We start from the raw sequence: 18,510 nt of genomic DNA on the forward strand, positions 1-18,510 counted from the left end.
AATGATTAATTATATCAATATGTATCAATTACGTCAAATTATTCATTTTAATTTGTGGATTTTTTTGATAGAATAGTAAAAGTGAACCTAAAATAACTGAACTAAAACGAAAACAGGTGAAATAATGTTAATCAATATAGAAAATTTGCATTTTAGTTATGGCATCCATGAAATTTTTAATAAACTCAATCTTTCCATTAACGAAAAAAAGCAAATCGGTCTGGTCGGCCGAAATGGCACCGGGAAATCAACCCTCTTAAAACTGATTACCGGAGAATTGATTCCTGACACCGGGCGAATCAGTATAAAAAACGGACTATCGATCAGCTATTTATCCCAGGAATCCAATGTCGCCGAAAATACCACGCTGCTTGAAATGCTTACCGATGTTTTTAAACCGCTGATCGAGATGGAAAAGCGAATCAAACAGATCGGTGATGCCATTACGCGCGCTTCTGGTGAGGATCAGGAAAAACTGATGCTGGAGTTTGGGGAGCTTCAGGAAAGCTTTGCCAAAAATCATGGCTACGAATACCCCAGTCGCATCCGCGGGGTTATCAATGGCCTGGGCTTTAAGGCAGAAGACCAGAACAAAGCCTTCTCAATGCTCAGCGGCGGTGAAAAAACGCGGGCTACTCTGGGTCAGATTCTGCTTCAGGAACCGCAACTGCTCTTACTCGACGAACCGACCAACTACTTAGACATCGATGCGCTGCAATGGCTGGAACAATACCTGAAGAATTACCCCGGAACCTTTATCATCGTGTCCCATGACCGCTATTTCATTGACAAGGTATGTACCTCCATTATCGAAGTGACGCAGAAAAATGTTAAGGAATATCATGGCAATTATACCCAATACGCCGTTAAAAAACGTCAGGATCTGATGGAACAAAACCACCAATATCAGCAACAAATGAAAGAAATCAAACACCAGCAGGAAGTCATTGATCGGTTTCGGGCCTATAACTCCATTAAAAGCTCTAAACGGGCTTCCAGCCGGGAAAAGGCCTTAAACAAAATTGAGCTACTCGATAAAGTCGAAACTACTCATAACAGCCATTTTAGCTTTATTCCCCGGGTTAAAAGTGGCAATGATGTTTTAGCGGTAACCGGGCTCAAGAAATCCTTTGATAATCGTCTGCTTTTTCAAAATATGAATTTCGAAATTCATCGCGGCGACAAAATCGGTATTATCGGACCCAATGGCGCTGGTAAAACGACCCTCTTTCGCATCTTGCAAGAAAAACTGGCCGCTGATGCTGGTGAAATTCGCCGGGGTCAAAAAGTTCATATCGGCTATTTCGATCAGGAGCATCAGGATCTAAAGAAATTCTACAACGAAAATCTTTTAGAAGCGCTGTGGGATGTTGATTCAAAATTGACTGAAGGCGAACTGCGAAATATCCTGGCAGCCTTTTTATTTGTGGGTGACGAGGTCTTCAAACCAATCAACACCCTATCTGGCGGTGAAAAGGCACGATTGCTACTGGCCCGTCTGATGATCTCCCAATCGAACTTCCTGCTGATGGATGAGCCCACCAATCATATCGACATGGATACCAAGGAAATTCTTGAAAGTGCCTTGAGCCAATATGAAGGAACCCTACTATTTATCTCGCATGATCGATATTTTCTTAACCGGATCTCAACACAGATCTACCAATTTTCTGCCGATGGTATGGAAATCCATCTGGGCAACTATGACGACTATGTAAAACATAAGACCGATGCTTCCGAACGGGAAGCGGTTATTGCGGCTGAAAACAAAACCGTTCCAACTAAAACACAACAGAAAACGGATCGCAAGAAACAAAAAGAAGAAGAAGCCAGAATGCGGCTCTTAAAGAAAAAAGTTAAAGAAATCGAAGAAGACATTCTAACAACGGAACAAAAAATCGAGTCCATTGAAGCCGCGATGTGTGCCCCGGATTTCTACGATAATCTCACCCTGGCAGCAGAAATCAATCTCACCTATGAAGCGCATAAGCAACAGCTGTCTGAACTGACTGATTCCTGGGAGATCGCCCTGATGGCTCTGGAAAACGAGTAAACTTTAATGTACAACTGTGATTTTGTAAAATACTTTAAAAAATTTTGGAGGAAACAATGAAACTAACAACGAATGAAAAAAGAGTCTTAAATACCCTGTTTAAAGATGTTAAAGGCACCACCAGAAATACTATGCTGATTGCCCTGTACGCCGCTAAACCAACTGATGACGAATCCCCAGATGCCCAGTCAATGATCACCCTGCTTAACGGTCTGATTGTCAAACTGGCTGAATTGGAACAACCAGAAATGGAAGTACTTTTTGCTGGTATCCCCTACGATGTTGACTAAACGGTTCTAAATCCTTAAAAATAAAAGGCAGCCTCGAAATGAGACTGCCTTTTATTTTATTTAAATCGATTAATCGTATTGATGTAGCCTTAAGGCTTACATCATTGGCATTCCGCCCATACCGCCTGGCATTCCGCCCATACCGGCATCTTCGCTAGGAAGATCGGCAACTGCTACTTCAGTCGTCAAGAACATTGCCGAAACACTGGCTGCGTTTTGAATCGCAGAACGGGTTACCTTGGTTGGGTCAATGATTCCAGCCTGGAACATATCAACAAACTCACCTTTAGCAGCGTCATAACCAACGCCAACTTTTTTACCAGCCATTTGCGAAACAATAACAGAGCCTTCAAGACCAGCATTATCAGCAATTTGACGCATTGGTTCTTCGATTGCCCGACGGATAATGTAAGCGCCAGTTTTTTCGTCGCCTTCGAGGGTTTCAATTAAAGCATCAACTTTTGGAATCGCATTGATATAAGCAGTACCACCACCGGATACAACGCCTTCTTCAACCGCTGCTCGAGTCGCATTCAAGGCGTCTTCAATTCGATATTTGATTTCTTTAAGTTCAGTTTCGGTGGCTGCACCAACCTGAATAACCGCTACGCCACCAGATAATTTAGCCAAACGTTCCTGTAATTTCTCTTTATCATATTCTGAAGAAGTTTCTGGAATCTGCGCTTTGATCTGACGAATTCGTTCGGCCACCGCGTCTTTGTTTCCGCTACCTTCAACAATAATAGTATCTTCTTTATCAACTTTAACCTGACGGGCACGACCTAATTGTTCGATGGTGGTAGTTTTAAGTTCCAGACCCAGTTCATCCGAAATAACTTCGCCACCCGTTAATGCCGCAATATCAGCCAACATTGCTTTACGTCGGTCGCCAAAGCCGGGTGCTTTTACAGCGACACAGTTAAAGGTTCCTCGTAATTTATTAACAACCAATGTTGCTAATGCTTCGCCCTCGACATCTTCCGCAATGATTAACAGTTTGCTGCCAGATTGAACGATTTGTTCCAGAATCGGTAAAATTTCTTGAATATTTGTAATTTTTTTGTCTGTGATTAAGATATATGGATTATCAAGGATGGCAACCATTTTTTCGGTATCCGTTGCCATGTAGGCTGATAAGTAACCACGGTCAAATTGCATCCCTTCGGTAAATTCCAGTTCAGTACCCATGCCTTTGCCTTCTTCAACTGTGATAACACCGTCATCACCAACTTTATCCATGGCTTCGGAAATCAGTTTACCAATTTCAGCATCAGCTGCCGAAATGGATGCAACCTGAGCGATTGCTTCTTTGCTTTCGATTTTTTTGCTGTTTGCTTTTAATTCTTCAACAACAGCCACAACTGCTTTTTCAATTCCTTTTTTGAGGACCATTGGATTTGCACCGGCAACAACATTACGGTTACCTTCTCGAACAATTGCCTGAGCCAATAAGGTGGCTGTGGTTGTTCCATCACCAGCAACGTCATTCGTTTTGGTAGCGACTTCTTTAACCAGCTGAGCACCCATGTTTTCAAAGGCATCTTCCAGTTCAATTTCTTTGGCAATGGTTACCCCATCATTGGTGATGGTTGGTGAACCATATGATTTTGCTAAAATAACATTTCTTCCTTTTGGTCCTAATGTTACCTTAACGGTGTTTGCTAATTTGTCTACACCAGCGATCAGTGATTCTCTGGCATCTTCACGAAACTTTATTTCTTTAGCCATATTATTTTCCTCCTGTTTTTCTAAATTTTATTATTCTACGATTGCTAAAATATCAGCTTGACGGATGATTAAAAACTCTTCATCGCCAATTTTCACTTCATTACCGGAGTATTTGGAATAGATAACTTCATCATCTACCTTAACATCCAATGGCACTTTTTTACCATCAATAATTTCTCCAGTTCCAACTGCAACTACCTTACCCTGCTGTGGTTTTTCCTGGGCAGATCCTGGTAAAACAATTCCACCTAAAGTTTTTACTTCTTCAGCTTTAACTTTAATAACTACTTTGTCACCTAAAGGTCTTAAACTCATTTTTTCCTCCATTTGATTATATTGGGTACCTTGTACCTTTTTTTCTTTTATTAGCACTCATTCATCCTGAGTGCTAATAGTATTTTAAATGATTTGCAGATTGATTGCAAGTGTTTTTTCCCTTTTTGTTGATCTTAATTTTTTTTAAGATTGTTTTAATTTTTAAAGAGGATACAGTTCTCTTTATATAAATGCGTTTACCCTTTTAACTTAAGCATTCTTCCCTGACTCGTTTCATTACCGGGTACCAATTTTTAAACCTGGAATGCCATTAAGACTCAGGTCACTTTCTTTCCCATTGATATAATTATAATAAGCCATGGAACCGATCATGGCGGCATTATCGGTGCAGAGAATGGGATCAGGATAGAACAGGGTCATGCCTGCTGCTACTGCTGCCTGCCCCATCATTTCACGCAATAGCGAATTGCAGGATACCCCTCCGGCCATACAGATGGTCTTCATACCAATGCTTTTGGCGCAGGCGATGGTTTTGCTCACTAACACCTCGATAACAGCCATCTGGAAAGAAGCCGCCACATCATTGGGATTGATCGCTTCGGTTTTCATTTTTTTGCCATTGAGATAATTAAGCACCGCTGATTTTAAGCCACTAAAGCTAAAATCATACTGGGTTTTATCGAGCATCACCCGCGGAAAAGGGATCGCGTCGGGGTTGCCATTTTTTGCCGCCGCATCAATGGCCGGACCGCCAGGATATCCCAGCCCCAAAACTCGGGAAATTTTATCAAAGGCTTCCCCGGCGGCATCATCAATGGTTCGTCCCAAAACCTTAAAGGTCTGGTAATCTTCCACTAATACCAGATGACTGTGGCCACCAGATACTACCAATGTCAGAAAGGGCGGTGTAAGCTCTGGATACTGCAGAAAATTAGCCGCAATGTGACCTTCGATATGGTGTACGCCAATCAGCGGTTTTCCCAGACTGTAAGCCATCGCTTTTGCCGTTGAGAGACCAATTAGCAGTGCCCCCACCAAACCTGGACCGTTGGTCACGGCAATGGCATCCATCTCAGCCAGGGTCAGCCGGCTTTCTTCCAGGGCTTCATCGATGATATAAGGCAGTTTGGTCACGTGATTGCGAGAAGCAATCTCCGGCACTACGCCCCCATATTTTTGATGAATATCAATTTGGGAATAAATCCGATTGGTCAGTATTTTTCGACCATCTTCTACAATGGCCACAGATGTTTCATCACAGGACGTCTCAATGCTAAGAATTTTCATGTTTACCTCGATTAAATTTACAATTTATTTGTTCGTGTTTGTTTAAATAACACCAGCCCCGTTGTGAGGGTCGTCAGCCCCAGAGGTACCAGGATGTAGGCGACCATTCGACCGATCATGGTAAAGAAAAAAGGCTCGGGTACAATCCAGATGAGTCGGTCAGTTGATGGATCCATAATCCATAAGTCGTTCGAAAAAAACAACTGATGAAAAAGAATGAACGTGTCGCTAAAATTAAAAATAAAGCATGCGCCAATAATCAGAAAGATTACCATAAAAATGGTCGATCCATAAAATAAAGCCTTGAGTATGGCCTTCTTGTTGTATTTTAAAAGAATCACAAAGGCTATCAGTGCCAGACTCATCGCCGCGTTTCGAAGGCCAAGAAAGAATAACAGCAGATCTCTGACATCATCCATATGGGTGATTTCTTTCTCGTTGAAAACAGACACATAATCCACTACGTTTTTGGCGTTTTCCGGAGCCAAACGGGCTTTGATGTCAAAATCCTGCCGGTTTCCTTTTAAGTAGCTGATCATTTCTGTGACCACCAACTCCATATCCGGGGGATAAACACCAGTGTTTTTAGTGACCTGATTCTTTTCCATCTGGTCCATATAAAACGCTTTGTCAAAGACTGCCACTTCAATGCCGCTGATAAAAATTATTACTGGAAACAAAATTCCCAGCAACACCGAAAATATTTTAATGCTTTTATTCAAGTCCATACCTCCACATGATGATTGCGTCCATTCCCAGGCCATAGTAATCTTTACGTCGACCCTCCCGGGTAAACTTATTTTTTAAATAAAAATTAAGGGCCGGCTGATTATCCCCTCTTACTTCCAGGGTCATTCCCACACAGCCTTTCTCTTGTGCCAGAGCAAGCATCGCATTCATAATGCTTTGCCCAACCCCGATCTGTCGATAAGCTTCTAGCACCGCAATATTAGTTATGTGCGCTTCGTCAATTACCTGCCAAAAACCGCCAAACCCTATAATTTCGCCGTCCGCTTCGGCCACAATATAATTTGAGAGACAGTTTTTTATTTCGGCATGATAGGAATCCTGGGTCCAATTATGTAAAAAACAAGCCTGATCCACCTTAAAAACCCCAGGGACATCCTGGGACCTCATTAAACGATAGCGGACCATCATTTTTTATGCTCTTCGGCGTAGGAAGGCCGGATGTAAAAGGGTTCCACTTCCAGATAATGGCTGGTTTCGCCTTTTAATGCTCGCTCCAAGACCAGGGCACCCGCTGATGACGCCCGATTCATGTTGAGATAATTAGGTACCAGCCGGGCGGTTGGAAGGGCTTCTTGCAGGATTTGTGAAAACCGCGGTAAGCCATCACCCAAAAAATAGATGGTCTCATTTCTCGCTTTTAAAAAAGCAATGAGATCATCAATTTCCATCACCGCATCGGCCATATCCCGAACCAGCTGGTCGTCCTCAAAATGGAAAACCCCGGTATAGGTCTGGTTTCTCTGGGCATCCAGGAGCGGACAAATCAGACCCTTGGCAAAGGGAATATTCATCGCCAGGGCTTCCAGGGTGGACACCCCGACCACCGGTTTATTGAGGGCCTGGGCAAATCCCTTAACAGTAGCCATGCCAATACGCAGCCCGGTAAAAGAACCCGGACCGGAAACAATGCCGAAAACATCAATATCCGCTATGGAAAGCCCCCCATCACTGAGCAAATGATCAATAGCAATCATCAGTTTCTCCGAGTGTTTTTTTTGATGATTAATAATCATTTCGCCAACTAATTTTTCTTCATCTAATATGGCAACCGATGCCACAATGGTCGATGTATCAATGGTGAGTGTATTCATTTTTTATCTTTCCTTCTCAAATTATATTATCATTAAACTTTTGAAAATCCTTCTATTTTACAAAGAGAAGGTACCGATCATCACTTATTAGTGATCGGCACGCTTTCTCATTAAATTTCTTTATTTCTTTTTAAGCTTTGCGAGTGCAGTCAACTCTTTATCAATTTGTTTTAGTTTTTCGTCGGAGAAAAACTCGTCGGGAAGTAATTTCTGAGCCTTATCAAAACAGATCCCCATTTTGATAGCCATCTGCAGATAGTCACTTTCAAAAGTTTCATCGCCAAAATAATTTCTTAAAATCTTCATGACATCGTCATCGTCGACCAGCTCCCGTACTTTAGAGTGGATGCAGAGGTACTCTTCATCATGGCCGCCAAACAGACTTTTGAAAAAGCCCTTTTTCTTTTCAGTGCAATTAACCAATTTTTCAAAGGTAATCCCCACCAAGGACTCATCTGAATTGACCAGTTCAATAATCTTATCAATACACTCCTCAGTAAATATCCCATTAGAAAACTCGACTAACTTACGCAACGGGGTGTTGGCTAACATGGTCATAAAAAAATCGTCTTCTCTATTATGGTCATTTCCCATAATCTCTTCAAAACCAGACAGCAATAGTTTTAGAATGGTTTGTCCCCGATCCGTTTTTTCAAAATCACTGAGATAGGATAACGGGTTAATGGGATGGATCAGATCTTTGGTAATCTGAACCGAATAAACAATTGGTAAGTCCCGACTGGATGACCCGATATAGATCTGGTGACTGCCTGACTCATGTTCCCAGGATTTGGTGGTGGGATTGTAGTAAGTAAAGTCACTGAGTCCCAGCTCAAAGCTTATCTCAGCCGAACGCCCTCCGGGGATAAAGACTTTCTTAAATCCACGGAGTTCCCGAATTGGACGAAGGATGGCCGTATCGGATTTTCCAGTATAAAGCTGTATGATCTCTTTGCCGTTCATCACGCCGGTATTGGTGACCTGACATTTAACCGTGACCGTTTTTTCGGCATCGATTGTCAGCTCGGATTCTTCGATCGGTTGATAGTCAAAATGGCTATAGCTAAGCCCAAATCCAAAGGGAAAACGGACCTTCTTTTTTGTAAAGTCGTAATAGCGGTACCCCACAAAAATACTCTCACCGTACACCACCTCATCGTGGATACCGGGAAAATTAATGTAAGCCGGGGTATCCTCCAAACGCATGGGAATGGTTTCTGCTAGTTTGCCACAAAAATTATTTTCTCCAACTAAGAGTTTAGCAATCGCATCACCACCACCCTGACCGCCTAAAAACATCTCAATGATGGCCTTGGGTTGGTGTTCCCAGCTCATATCCACAATGCCACCATTTTGAACAATTACCACTGTTTTAGGCTGAACCTTGCAGATCGCACCAATCAGATCAAGCTGTTTTTGAGGCAGCTTCAAGTGAGTACGGTCATAACCTTCTGACTCATCGTGATCCGGCAAGCCCACAAATAACAGGGCCATTTCCGAATTTTTTGCCACCTCCACCGCCTGTGCGGCCAGATGTTTTTGTTCTGCCACCTCATCATGGATATAACCCTGATGAGGAAATAATTGAATTTCACCTTTTACCAGTTTTTTAAGGTGTTCGTAAGGCGAATCGATATGATAAGGATTGATTTTCGAACTACCACTACCTTGATACCGAGGATCAAATGCCATACTACCGATAATCGCCAGTTTCTTTATCTTAGTCCCGTCAATCGGCAGAATGTGATCCTCGTTCTTTAGTAACACGATGCTCTCAACTGCCGCTAACTGGGCAATTTTATGGTGGCCTTGAGGTTCAATTTCTGTCGGTGTGGCATAGTTCCTGCGATTTTCCTGAGCCAGAAACGAAAACCGAATCAACCGTTCCACCATTTCATTTAAAACCGTAATCTTAAGCTTGCCTTCTTTAACCCGATTAAATATTTTTTGGTTATTGACGCCACCATTACCAGGCATTTCCAGATCCAGTCCGGCGAACACGCCTCTGACCCGGTCATAGACAGCGCCCCAATCGGACATGACGATCCCTTCAAACCCCCACTCCTTCCTGAGCAGTTGGGTCAGAAAATAATTACTCTGGGAGACAAACTTGCCATTGATACTATTATAGGAACACATCACCGCCATTGGTTTACCTTCTTTTACAGCAATCTCAAAAGGTTTTAAGTAAATTTCCCGCAGCGTCCGAATATCAATTTTTTCATCCACCGTCATACGCCGGGTTTCCTGATTGTTGGCCAGAAAATGCTTGACCGTGGTTCCCACACCATGCTCCTTAGCTCCAATAATAAAACTTTTTCCCAAGCGACCAGACAATAACGGGTCTTCCGAAAAATACTCAAAGTTCCGACCGCAAAGAGGCGATCGTTTGATATTAATTCCTGGTCCTAGTATCAGATCGACACCCATTGCTCTGGCCTCCAGGGCGATGGTTCTGGCCACAAACTCAAGTAGCCCTTCATCCCAGGAACAGGCGGTAAGAACTGCTGGAGGAAAACAGGTAGCAGGTCTTCCCTGAGGTATTCCCAAGGTTCCCTCCGTTTCAACTACGCGCATACCATGGGGGCCATCAGCCATGAACACTGGCTCGATGCCGTACTTTGAGTAACTCATCGTTTCCCAGTCAGTTCGGCCCGAACAAAGCGAGACCATTTCTTCCAGACTCATATTTCTTCGTATTTTTTTAATTAATCCTTCATCCATAATTACAACATCTCCTTAATGGATTAACTAGATTTATTAACGTTATGCTTTCTTTTTACGCATTGCCAAAGATTTTTTAGCACAGGCATCAACCGCCGAAATGATGGCATCTCTAAAACCTTTAGCCTCCAGAACCCGAACGGCTTCAATGGTAGTTCCACCAGGCGTACAGATCTGATCTTTTAATTTTCCCGGATGCTCGCCGGACTCAAGAACCAGTTTAGCAGCACCATAAACTGCCTGAGCTGACAGCCGATAGGCCTGATCACGGGGGAAACCATGAAGTACTCCCCCATCAGCCATGGCCTCGATGAGCAGCATCGTATAAGCTGGTGCTGAGCTGGCAATCCCGGGGACCACATCCATCAGTTTTTCGCTAATGATTTCAGTCTTGCCAAAACTTTCAAAAATCGCGATAACATCCTGGATATCTTCTGGTGTCATGTGCCCATCCGGACAGAGGGTGGAATCGGATTCACCTACGAATGCCGGGGTGCTGGGCTGGGTTCTGATTACTTTTACATCCCGGCCCAAAAACTCCTTAATGTCTTCAAAACCAACGCCCACTGCAATAGAGATGATAATCACCGATGGTTTGATACTTCCGGCAATTTCCTCCAACACCTTAGAATACAAAAAAGGCTTCACTGCTAAAACCAGATAATCAGCTTGTTCCGCTACTGCCACATTGGATTTTTGAATGTTAACCCGATATTCTTTGGCTACCTGATCCCTTGCTTCAGAAGAGGGATCAAAGCATAAAATATTTTCCGGTAGAAACAATTCCCCTCTCACCAAACCACCAATCATGGCCTTTGCCATATTTCCGCAACCAATAAAACCAATTTTATTTTTCACTTTAACTCCTTATCATCTTATGCTAATGTACTGTTTGTAATCGACCGTTCGTTATCAAATCATTCTTTTACACACATCGACTGATCATAAACCGTTTTGCCGATTAATTTTTACATAATCTTTATACCCTCTATTTTAGACTTTAATTCAACCCAGTGCAAACCTAAAATAGAAAAACCCACTAATTCTTAAATTAATGGGTTGATCAGATAATTTTCGCTTATCTGTTTTTATAAATCTGCTTCGACAATTTCTTTGCTACCGTTATAGATCTTCGAGATGGTAAAGATGATCAATGCCACCCAAATAAATCCGAAACCAATGAGATCCACCATCGTGAAAACTTCTCCATAAAGAAATACCCCCAGAAACAGCATAATGGAAGGTGTGATATATTGAAAAAAGCCCAGTAGTGAAAAAGATATGTCCTGGACCCCTTTGGCATAAAGCAGTAGCGGAATCGCGGTAACAACCCCCGCCAAAACAGCCAATGCCGTCACCACCGGACTGCCAAGCGCTATCACACCTTGTCCCTGACTTTCAATATAAATCATCGCAACAAAGGCAAACGGTGCCACGACAGCCGTTTCCAGAATTAGTGAGACAATCGGGCTGGCATTAAGTTTCTTCTTAAAGACGCCATACAAGGCAAAGGTAAGTGCCAAAACGATGGCTACCACTGGAAATTTGCCGATTTTTAGGGTAATGAAGACAACTCCGACCAATGCGAGTAAGACTGACAGACTTTCCCATTTGTTAAAACGTTCCCCAAAGAATAGGGCACTGAATAATACCACTACCAGTGGGTTGATATAATAGCCCAGACTGGCATCAATGATAAAATTGGCATTCACAGCCCAGATATAGGTATACCAGTTAAGCGACACCATGATCCCACTGAGGATACAATAAATGAACCTTTTTCTATCTAATAGTACCGTTTTTATTTCTGGCCATTTTTTAATGATGGTAACAAAAATTACACAAAATATAAAAGACCAGAAAATGCGCGAAGCCAGGATATAAAGCGGTGACACTTCTTTGAGTGCCTTCCAATAAATCGGGAGGATTCCCCATAAAACATATGCCATCATGGCGCTGATAATACTCTTTTGCATGGTAGCCCTCCATATAAATTCTAAGTTGAGTTATTTAATTTTAGCTAAATTTGGCAATATCGGTTCGATATTGGGCGCCTTCGAAGTGGATTTTGCCGATGTTGGCGTAGACGGTTTTTCTGGCTGCTTCACGGGTTTCGCCCAAGGCGGTGACACAGAGAACCCGGCCGCCATTGGTCTTAAGTTCACCGTTGACCAGTTTGGTACCAGCGTGGAAGACGACACAGTCTTTCACATCATCGATACCGGTGATGACCTGGCCTTTTTTGTAAGTACCGGGGTAGCCGCCGGATGCGATCACCACGCAAACGGCTTCTTTGTGACTCCATTTGATCTCACAGTCAGCCAGCTTGCCATCGATAACGGCTTCCATGATGTCGACCAGATCAGATTCCATTCGCATCAGGACGCTTTGGGCTTCGGGATCGCCGAAGCGGACATTGAATTCCAGAACCTTTGGCACACCGCTTTCGATCATCAGTCCGATAAAGAGGATTCCTTTAAAGTTCATACCATCGGCAATAAAACCGCCAATAATCGGATCGAGAATTTCTGCTTTAATGCGCTTATTTAAGGCTTCATCAGCAAACAGCACATTGGGAGAATAGGTTCCCATACCGCCGGTGTTTAACCCTTCATCATTGTCATAAGCCCGTTTATAATCCTGAGCACTTTCCATCGGAACAATGGTTTTACCATCGACAAAACAAAGCATCGAGGCTTCCTGACCGGTTAGAAATTCTTCGATAACCACCTTATTGCCAGCTTCTCCGAACTCTCGCTTTTTCATAATCATTTCCATGCCTTCTCGGGCAGCGGCTTCGTTTTCAGGGATCAGTACACCTTTGCCGGCGGCCAGGCCATCAGCCTTGATTACCATGGGATAACCGTAAACCCCTAAATCTTTGATGATTTCATCAAAATCGGTATATTCTTTATAGGCCGCAGTAGGAATTTTGTGACGGAATAAAAACTCCTTGGTAAAGGCTTTGCTGCCCTCAAACTGGGCGCAATGCTTGTTGGGACCAAAGACTTTTAAGCCCTCAGCTTCAAACGCGTCAACCATCCCCATCACCAGTGGAACTTCAGGACCCACAACGGTAAGGTCAATCTGGTGTTCTTTGGCAAAAGCTAAACAGCCCGCAATATCTTCAACCGATAAATCGACACATTCGGCCAATTCTGCCATCCCGCCGTTACCCGGGGCGGCATATATTTTGTCAACCCGGGGACTTTGGGCAAGCTTCCATGTCAGAACATGCTCCCGGCCACCGGACCCAATCATTAGTACTTTCATCTGTCTCTCCTTGTTTCGCATTTGTTTTTCAAATCTTCGTGAAGAACGGGAAACGGGCGATCACGGATCACCCCTACAAAATGAATCAAAACCCTGTTTTGCTAAGAGTATTGTTCAATTCAAAATAATTCATGTTAACCCAATTTTTTCTTCAGAATTGCTTTAGCACAAGGCGGAAATAGTTATGTCCGAAGGGAGCGTATCTTACATACGTGACCAAGGACAAAACTATTTCCAACACAATGATTAAGCAATTCTGTGGTAAAAATTAGTGTTTGAAGTGGCGCATGCCGGTAAATACCATCGCAATGCCTGCCTCATCACAGGCTTTGATTGAATCCGCATCACGTCCCGCCCCACCGGGTTGAATAATGGCGATAATGCCAGCGGCAGCGGCAGCTTTGACACTGTCGTCAAAAGGGAAGAAGGCATCAGACGCCATCACTGCTCCTTTAACCTTTTCGCCGGCCTGACGGATGGCGTTTTCCAGAGCACCAACCCGATTGACCTGGCCCGGTCCGTTGGCGATCAGGCATTTATCTTTAGTCAGGCTGATGGCGTTGGATTTAGTGTTCTTAACCGCCTTCCAGGCAAACAGTAATTCATCCATTTCAGCTTCACTGGGCTTAAGTTTCGTGACCACTTTCAACTCATTATAAAGCTTGGTATCGCGTTCCTGTACCAGCAGTCCACCGATGACTTTTTTTACTTCATAGCTCGGTTCGTTGTACGTGATGTCAGAAAGCTCTAATAAACGCAGGTTTGGCTTCGCTGCCAAAACAGCCAACGCCTCTGGTGTAAATCCTGGAGCGACGATCACTTCCAGGAAGGTTTTAATCATTTCTTTGGCAGCGGCTTCGTCAATCAGACGATTAGAAGCGATAATGCCGCCAAAGATGGAAACCGGATCACTGTCATGGGCTTTTATATAGGCCACGGCAATTTCGTCATCGCTGGCAATACCACAAGGATTAGCATGCTTAACCGCGACAATCGTGGGTTCGTCCCCATATTCCTTTAAGATTTCCAGGGCCCCGTTGGTATCGTTGATATTATTGTAGGAAAGTTCTTTACCCTGGAGTTGTTTGGCTGCGGTAAGGGCGCCTTTAACGGGAACCACTTCACCATAGAAAGCAGCTTTCTGGTGCGGATTTTCGCCATAGCGCAGATCCTGAACCTTATTAAAGGTCATCGTAATGGTGTCTTGTAAGACTTCCCCGTTCACCCTTTTTCTTAAATAGTCGGCGATCATCGTGTCATAGTTGGCGGTTGTTTCAAACACTTTTAGAGCCAGGTTATAGCGAGTTTGATCGCTTGTTTTGCCGTTTGTTTCCAGCTCAGATAGCACCACAGCATAGTCTTCCGGATCCACAACTACCGTTACATCATTAAAGTTTTTGGCCGCCGAGCGCAACATCGTTGGTCCTCCAATATCAATATTTTCGACCGCATCGGAAAAGGCGACGCCTTCTTTTAAAATGGTGTTTTTAAATGGATAGAGGTTAATGACCAACAAATCGATGGGGGTAATGTCAAGATCTGCCATTTGCTTCTGGTGGTCTGGATTGTTGCGGATTCCCAAAATCCCACCGTGAATTTTAGGATGTAAGGTTTTGACCCGTCCGTCCAGACATTCCGGAAAGCCGGTTACCTCTGAAACATCGGTAATCGTTAGACCTGCTGCTCTCAGAGTTTTGGCAGTTCCCCCGGTGGATAGGATTTCCCATCCCATTGCTGTCAGTTTTGTTGCAAATTCGACAATCCCATGTTTATCCGATACACTTAATAAAGCTCTCATAGTATTCCTCCAAATTTATTACTTAACAAGTTCCCTACATTTATTTGATTGAATCAAAAATTTGATTCATGATTACTTTGACTCTTTAAATATTTAACGATTCGGCCATCCACCGTCAATTGGTCAAGACAAAAAGCCTTCACCGCCTTTGGTAAAAGCTCGTGTTCAATTTTAAGGACTTTCTGCTGGATCGATTCAGGGGTATCATCATCCGCGACCATAACGGTTTCCTGAAAGATCACCGGACCGCCGTCGGCCACTTCGTTAACAAAGTGAACCGTTGCCCCGGTAACCTTGACGCCATAATCGATGACGGCCTGATGAACATGCATCCCGTAAAAACCAGCCCCGCAAAAAGATGGAATTAGGGCCGGATGAATATTGATAATGGCGTTGGGATAAGCTTTCACAAAAACTGGGGTAATGATTTTCATATAGCCGGCCAGCACCACCAGATCGACGTTATAGCCACTTAAAATCTCGACAATTTTTTCATCAAAGGCTTCGTTGCTGGGATAACCTTTGGGATTGATGGCCACTGCCGGAATCCCAGCGGCTTCCCCCCGTTCCAAACCAAAAGCCTGGCGGTTATTGGAAATCACCACCGCAATTACACCATATTTATGATGAATGGTATCAATCAAGGATTGAAAATTGGTCCCGCCGCCAGAAACCAGCACGCCGATTTTTTTTAAAGCTTTTACAGACATAAGTTGATTTTTTCCTCTCCTTTAACGATGGAACCAAGAATAACCGGCTTTTCGCCCTTGGCTGTTAAACCGGACACAAAGGCTTCAACCTGATCAACTGGCAGAACTGCCACCAGACCAATTCCCATATTAAAGGTGGCATACATGCTTTCAGCGGGAATTTTTCCCGCTTCCTGGATAAATTTAAAAATCGGTAGGGTTTCGATCACGCTGGGGTCAACCTTAGCGCACAGTCCGTCAGGAATCATTCGGGGAATATTTTCATAGAACCCGCCACCAGTGATATGGCTCATGCCTTTGATTTTGCAGGGCTTGATCAAATCAACCAATGCTTTAACATAAATTCGGGTCGGTGTCAGTAGTGCTTCACCCAAAGTCATCCCCAAATCGTCCACATAGGTGTTGACGTCCAAGGATAGATCTTTAAATAAAACCTTTCGCACCAGCGAAAAACCGTTACTATGAACCCCGGAGGATGGCAGGCCTACCAGAACATCACCTTCAGCAATAGTTGCACCCGTGACAATATCATCTTTTTCAACGATGCCCACCGCAAAACCGGCCAGGTCATATTCATCGAGGCCGTACATATCCGGCATTTCCGCGGTTTCACCACCAATTAAAGCCATATTTCCCTGGATACAGCCTTCAGCAATCCCTTTAACAATGGTAGCGATTTTTTTTGGATAGTTTTTGCCGCAGGCAATGTAGTCCAAAAAGAACATCGGTTGGGCACCCTGACATAGGATATCATTGACACACATCGCGACGCAGTCAACGCCGATGGTATCATGGCGATCCATCATAAACGCCAGGCGCAGTTTGGTTCCAACTCCATCCGTACCCGAAACCAGGACCGGTTTCTGGTAACCTTCCGGTAATTCGAAAAGTCCGCCGAATCCCCCCAGGTGCGAAAGGACCCGATCATTAAAGGTCCGCTTGACATCGGCCTTCATCAATTTAACCGATTCGTAACCTGCTTCCACGTCGACTCCGGCCTGTCGATATGCATCTGTTTTCATCTGATTTTCTGACATGTTTCCTCCATCTATTTTATTACGTTCCATTAATTATTTTTACGATTTAGTCATTCGCATTTAAGATTGGCACTTCCATGGGGTATTCCCCATCAAAGCAGGCGCGGCAGAAGGTTGTCTTTCCACCAACTGACTCATTTAAACCATCCAGAGAAATATAGGCCAGCGAATCTGCACCTAAAATTTCTCTGATTTCTTCGACGGTTTTCTTGGCACCAATCAGGTATTTTCTCCGGGGGGTATCAATCCCAAAATGACAAGTATGCGCAACCGGCGGGCTGGTAACCCGGAAATGTACTTCTTTGGCACCGGCTTGTCTTAAAATTGCAACCAGTCGTTTGGAGGTTGTTCCCCGAACGATGGAGTCATCAATGATAATGACCCGTTTATCCTTAATGGTTTCTTTTAATGGGTTTAGCTTAATGCGCACCCCTTCTTCTCGAAGCTTCTGATTGGGCTGAATAAAGGTTCGGCCGATGTATTTATTCTTTATTAAACCAACGCCATAAGGAATACCGGATGCTTCCGCATAACCAATCGCAGCACCAATCCCTGAGTCCGGCACCCCGATGACGACATCAGCTTCAACCGGTGCCTCTTTAGCAAGAATTTCACCAGCCTTATGACGAGCCGCATAAACCGAGGTTTCATCCATCACCGAATCTGGTCGGGCAAAATAAATCAACTCAAAGATACAGGCTTTCTTTTTCACCCAGTTATTCTGTCCGTAACTGTTTAAACCATTTTCATCAATAACTACAATTTCACCAGGTTCAACGTCCCGAACCAGTTCTGCCCCGATGGCATCCAAGGCACAGCTTTCCGAAGCCAAAAAATAATCTTCATCCTTTTTGCCAATGCAAAGAGGCCGTAAACCATAGGGATCACGGACGCCTACCAACTTATCGCCAACTGTAATAACCAGGGCATAAGCGCCCTTGATAATTTCTACCATCCGCTGAATCGCTTCAATCATCCCATGTCTAAGACCTCTAGCCAGGATATTTACCATTACCTCGGTATCAATGGTGGTTTGAAAAACAACCCCTGAGTCTTCCAGCATGTTTCGCAACGCGCTGTCATTGATGAGGTTGCCGTTGTGGGCTAAAGCAATTTGACCGACACTATGGTTGACCGTCAGTGGTTGAGCATTCATAACCCCATCTTCTCCTGAGGTGGAGTAACGGACGTGACCAATCCCAATATTTCCTTTAAGCTGTTTTAGGACGTTGCCTTTAAAAGCATCACTGACTAAACCCGTCTCTTTATGGGTTGAGATCTTACCTTCTTTGTTAACCGATATACCGGCGCTTTCCTGACCTCGATGTTGAAGCGCGTAAAGTCCATAATAGATATAGGAAGAACAGTTATTCTCTTTGTTTTTGAGATAGGCCCCCATTATTCCACATTCATCGCGAAACTTGTCATTTATCATTGGTGTGTTGTACCCTCCAGGTATTAGATTTTAATTTTCCTGATGTCTTAATTTTTTA

16 protein-coding genes are annotated in these 18,510 nt (G+C 43.7%); 2 read left to right on the top strand and 14 right to left on the bottom strand.

The genetic code is table 11. The features are described from left to right. Positions 1–124 precede the first annotated feature (124 nt). Both abc-f and U2P91_RS00755 read left to right on the top strand, forming a co-directional pair. Entirely contained in the window at positions 125–2,053 is a 1,929-nt protein-coding gene (gene abc-f / locus U2P91_RS00750; protein ID WP_322518751.1) for a ribosomal protection-like ABC-F family protein, read from the top strand. A 56-nt stretch (positions 2,054–2,109) separates the two neighbouring features. Continuing rightward, complete coding sequence (locus U2P91_RS00755; protein ID WP_322518752.1) at positions 2,110–2,343, top strand: hypothetical protein; 234 nt, start codon at positions 2,110–2,112, stop codon at positions 2,341–2,343. A 96-nt stretch (positions 2,344–2,439) separates the two neighbouring features. Here the strand turns inward: U2P91_RS00755 and groL are convergent, their stop codons facing one another. From groL to purF, 14 genes are all read right to left on the bottom strand, one after another. Continuing rightward, positions 2,440–4,071: a chaperonin GroEL gene (gene groL, locus U2P91_RS00760; protein ID WP_111887266.1), complete on the bottom strand. Its 1,632-nt coding sequence runs from the start codon at positions 4,069–4,071 to the stop codon at positions 2,440–2,442. A gap of 30 nt (positions 4,072–4,101) precedes the next feature. Beyond that, the gene (gene groES / locus U2P91_RS00765) at positions 4,102–4,386 is read right to left on the bottom strand and encodes a co-chaperone GroES (protein WP_026394612.1); all 285 of its coding nucleotides are present in this window, start codon (positions 4,384–4,386) and stop codon (positions 4,102–4,104) included. Between the two features lie 237 nt (positions 4,387–4,623). Beyond that, the gene (gene tsaD / locus U2P91_RS00770; protein WP_322518753.1) at positions 4,624–5,634 is read right to left on the bottom strand and encodes a tRNA (adenosine(37)-N6)-threonylcarbamoyltransferase complex transferase subunit TsaD; all 1,011 of its coding nucleotides are present in this window, start codon (positions 5,632–5,634) and stop codon (positions 4,624–4,626) included. A gap of 17 nt (positions 5,635–5,651) precedes the next feature. Next, positions 5,652–6,356 (bottom strand): TIGR01906 family membrane protein, encoded by a 705-nt coding sequence (locus U2P91_RS00775; protein WP_322518754.1) that lies wholly within the window; start codon positions 6,354–6,356, stop codon positions 5,652–5,654. Beyond that, positions 6,349–6,792 carry a ribosomal protein S18-alanine N-acetyltransferase gene (gene rimI / locus U2P91_RS00780; protein ID WP_111887269.1) on the bottom strand — a complete coding sequence of 148 codons (444 nt, stop codon included), beginning with the start codon at positions 6,790–6,792 and terminating at the stop codon, positions 6,349–6,351. The genes U2P91_RS00775 and rimI overlap by 8 nt, the downstream gene beginning before the upstream one ends. Beyond that, entirely contained in the window at positions 6,789–7,475 is a 687-nt protein-coding gene (gene tsaB / locus U2P91_RS00785; RefSeq protein WP_322518755.1) for a tRNA (adenosine(37)-N6)-threonylcarbamoyltransferase complex dimerization subunit type 1 TsaB, read from the bottom strand. Before tsaB ends, rimI begins: the two co-directional genes overlap by 4 nt. A gap of 120 nt (positions 7,476–7,595) precedes the next feature. Further along, the gene (locus U2P91_RS00790) at positions 7,596–10,199 is read right to left on the bottom strand and encodes a glycoside hydrolase family 3 C-terminal domain-containing protein (protein ID WP_322518756.1); all 2,604 of its coding nucleotides are present in this window, start codon (positions 10,197–10,199) and stop codon (positions 7,596–7,598) included. 42 nt (positions 10,200–10,241) lie between these two features. Next, positions 10,242–11,057 carry a pyrroline-5-carboxylate reductase gene (proC, locus tag U2P91_RS00795; RefSeq protein ID WP_111887272.1) on the bottom strand — a complete coding sequence of 272 codons (816 nt, stop codon included), beginning with the start codon at positions 11,055–11,057 and terminating at the stop codon, positions 10,242–10,244. A 230-nt stretch (positions 11,058–11,287) separates the two neighbouring features. After that, positions 11,288–12,175: an EamA family transporter RarD gene (rarD, locus tag U2P91_RS00800; protein ID WP_322518757.1), complete on the bottom strand. Its 888-nt coding sequence runs from the start codon at positions 12,173–12,175 to the stop codon at positions 11,288–11,290. Positions 12,176–12,215: 40 nt separating this feature from the next. Then, complete coding sequence (purD, locus tag U2P91_RS00805) at positions 12,216–13,472, bottom strand: phosphoribosylamine--glycine ligase (RefSeq protein ID WP_111887274.1); 1,257 nt, start codon at positions 13,470–13,472, stop codon at positions 12,216–12,218. A 268-nt stretch (positions 13,473–13,740) separates the two neighbouring features. Further along, positions 13,741–15,270, bottom strand: a complete 1,530-nt coding sequence (gene purH / locus U2P91_RS00810) for a bifunctional phosphoribosylaminoimidazolecarboxamide formyltransferase/IMP cyclohydrolase (protein ID WP_322518758.1) — start codon at positions 15,268–15,270, stop codon at positions 13,741–13,743. Positions 15,271–15,323: 53 nt separating this feature from the next. Further along, a complete protein-coding gene (gene purN, locus U2P91_RS00815; protein WP_322518759.1) occupies positions 15,324–15,980 on the bottom strand; it encodes a phosphoribosylglycinamide formyltransferase in 657 nt (218 codons plus the stop codon). Continuing rightward, complete coding sequence (purM, locus tag U2P91_RS00820) at positions 15,971–17,017, bottom strand: phosphoribosylformylglycinamidine cyclo-ligase (RefSeq protein WP_322518760.1); 1,047 nt, start codon at positions 17,015–17,017, stop codon at positions 15,971–15,973. Before purM ends, purN begins: the two co-directional genes overlap by 10 nt. 46 nt (positions 17,018–17,063) lie before the next feature. Beyond that, positions 17,064–18,452 (bottom strand): amidophosphoribosyltransferase, encoded by a 1,389-nt coding sequence (purF, locus tag U2P91_RS00825; RefSeq protein WP_322518761.1) that lies wholly within the window; start codon positions 18,450–18,452, stop codon positions 17,064–17,066. Positions 18,453–18,510: the final 58 nt, after the last annotated feature.

The organism is Acetobacterium sp. K1/6 (assembly GCF_034438075.1).
GTDB lineage: Bacteria > Bacillota > Clostridia > Eubacteriales > Eubacteriaceae > Acetobacterium > Acetobacterium carbinolicum.

Coding starts and splice junctions, on each gene's coding strand:
- rarD (WP_322518757.1), bottom strand. CDS start 12,175: ATGCAAAAGAGTATTATCAGCGCCATGATGGCATATGTTTTATGGGGA.
- tsaD (WP_322518753.1), bottom strand. CDS start 5,634: ATGAAAATTCTTAGCATTGAGACGTCCTGTGATGAAACATCTGTGGCC.
- purN (WP_322518759.1), bottom strand. CDS start 15,980: ATGTCTGTAAAAGCTTTAAAAAAAATCGGCGTGCTGGTTTCTGGCGGC.
- U2P91_RS00790 (WP_322518756.1), bottom strand. CDS start 10,199: ATGGATGAAGGATTAATTAAAAAAATACGAAGAAATATGAGTCTGGAA.
- rimI (WP_111887269.1), bottom strand. CDS start 6,792: ATGATGGTCCGCTATCGTTTAATGAGGTCCCAGGATGTCCCTGGGGTT.
- U2P91_RS00755 (WP_322518752.1), top strand. CDS start 2,110: ATGAAACTAACAACGAATGAAAAAAGAGTCTTAAATACCCTGTTTAAA.
- groL (WP_111887266.1), bottom strand. CDS start 4,071: ATGGCTAAAGAAATAAAGTTTCGTGAAGATGCCAGAGAATCACTGATC.
- purF (WP_322518761.1), bottom strand. CDS start 18,452: ATGATAAATGACAAGTTTCGCGATGAATGTGGAATAATGGGGGCCTAT.
- abc-f (WP_322518751.1), top strand. CDS start 125: ATGTTAATCAATATAGAAAATTTGCATTTTAGTTATGGCATCCATGAA.
- groES (WP_026394612.1), bottom strand. CDS start 4,386: ATGAGTTTAAGACCTTTAGGTGACAAAGTAGTTATTAAAGTTAAAGCT.
- tsaB (WP_322518755.1), bottom strand. CDS start 7,475: ATGAATACACTCACCATTGATACATCGACCATTGTGGCATCGGTTGCC.
- purD (WP_111887274.1), bottom strand. CDS start 13,472: ATGAAAGTACTAATGATTGGGTCCGGTGGCCGGGAGCATGTTCTGACA.
- purH (WP_322518758.1), bottom strand. CDS start 15,270: ATGAGAGCTTTATTAAGTGTATCGGATAAACATGGGATTGTCGAATTT.
- purM (WP_322518760.1), bottom strand. CDS start 17,017: ATGTCAGAAAATCAGATGAAAACAGATGCATATCGACAGGCCGGAGTC.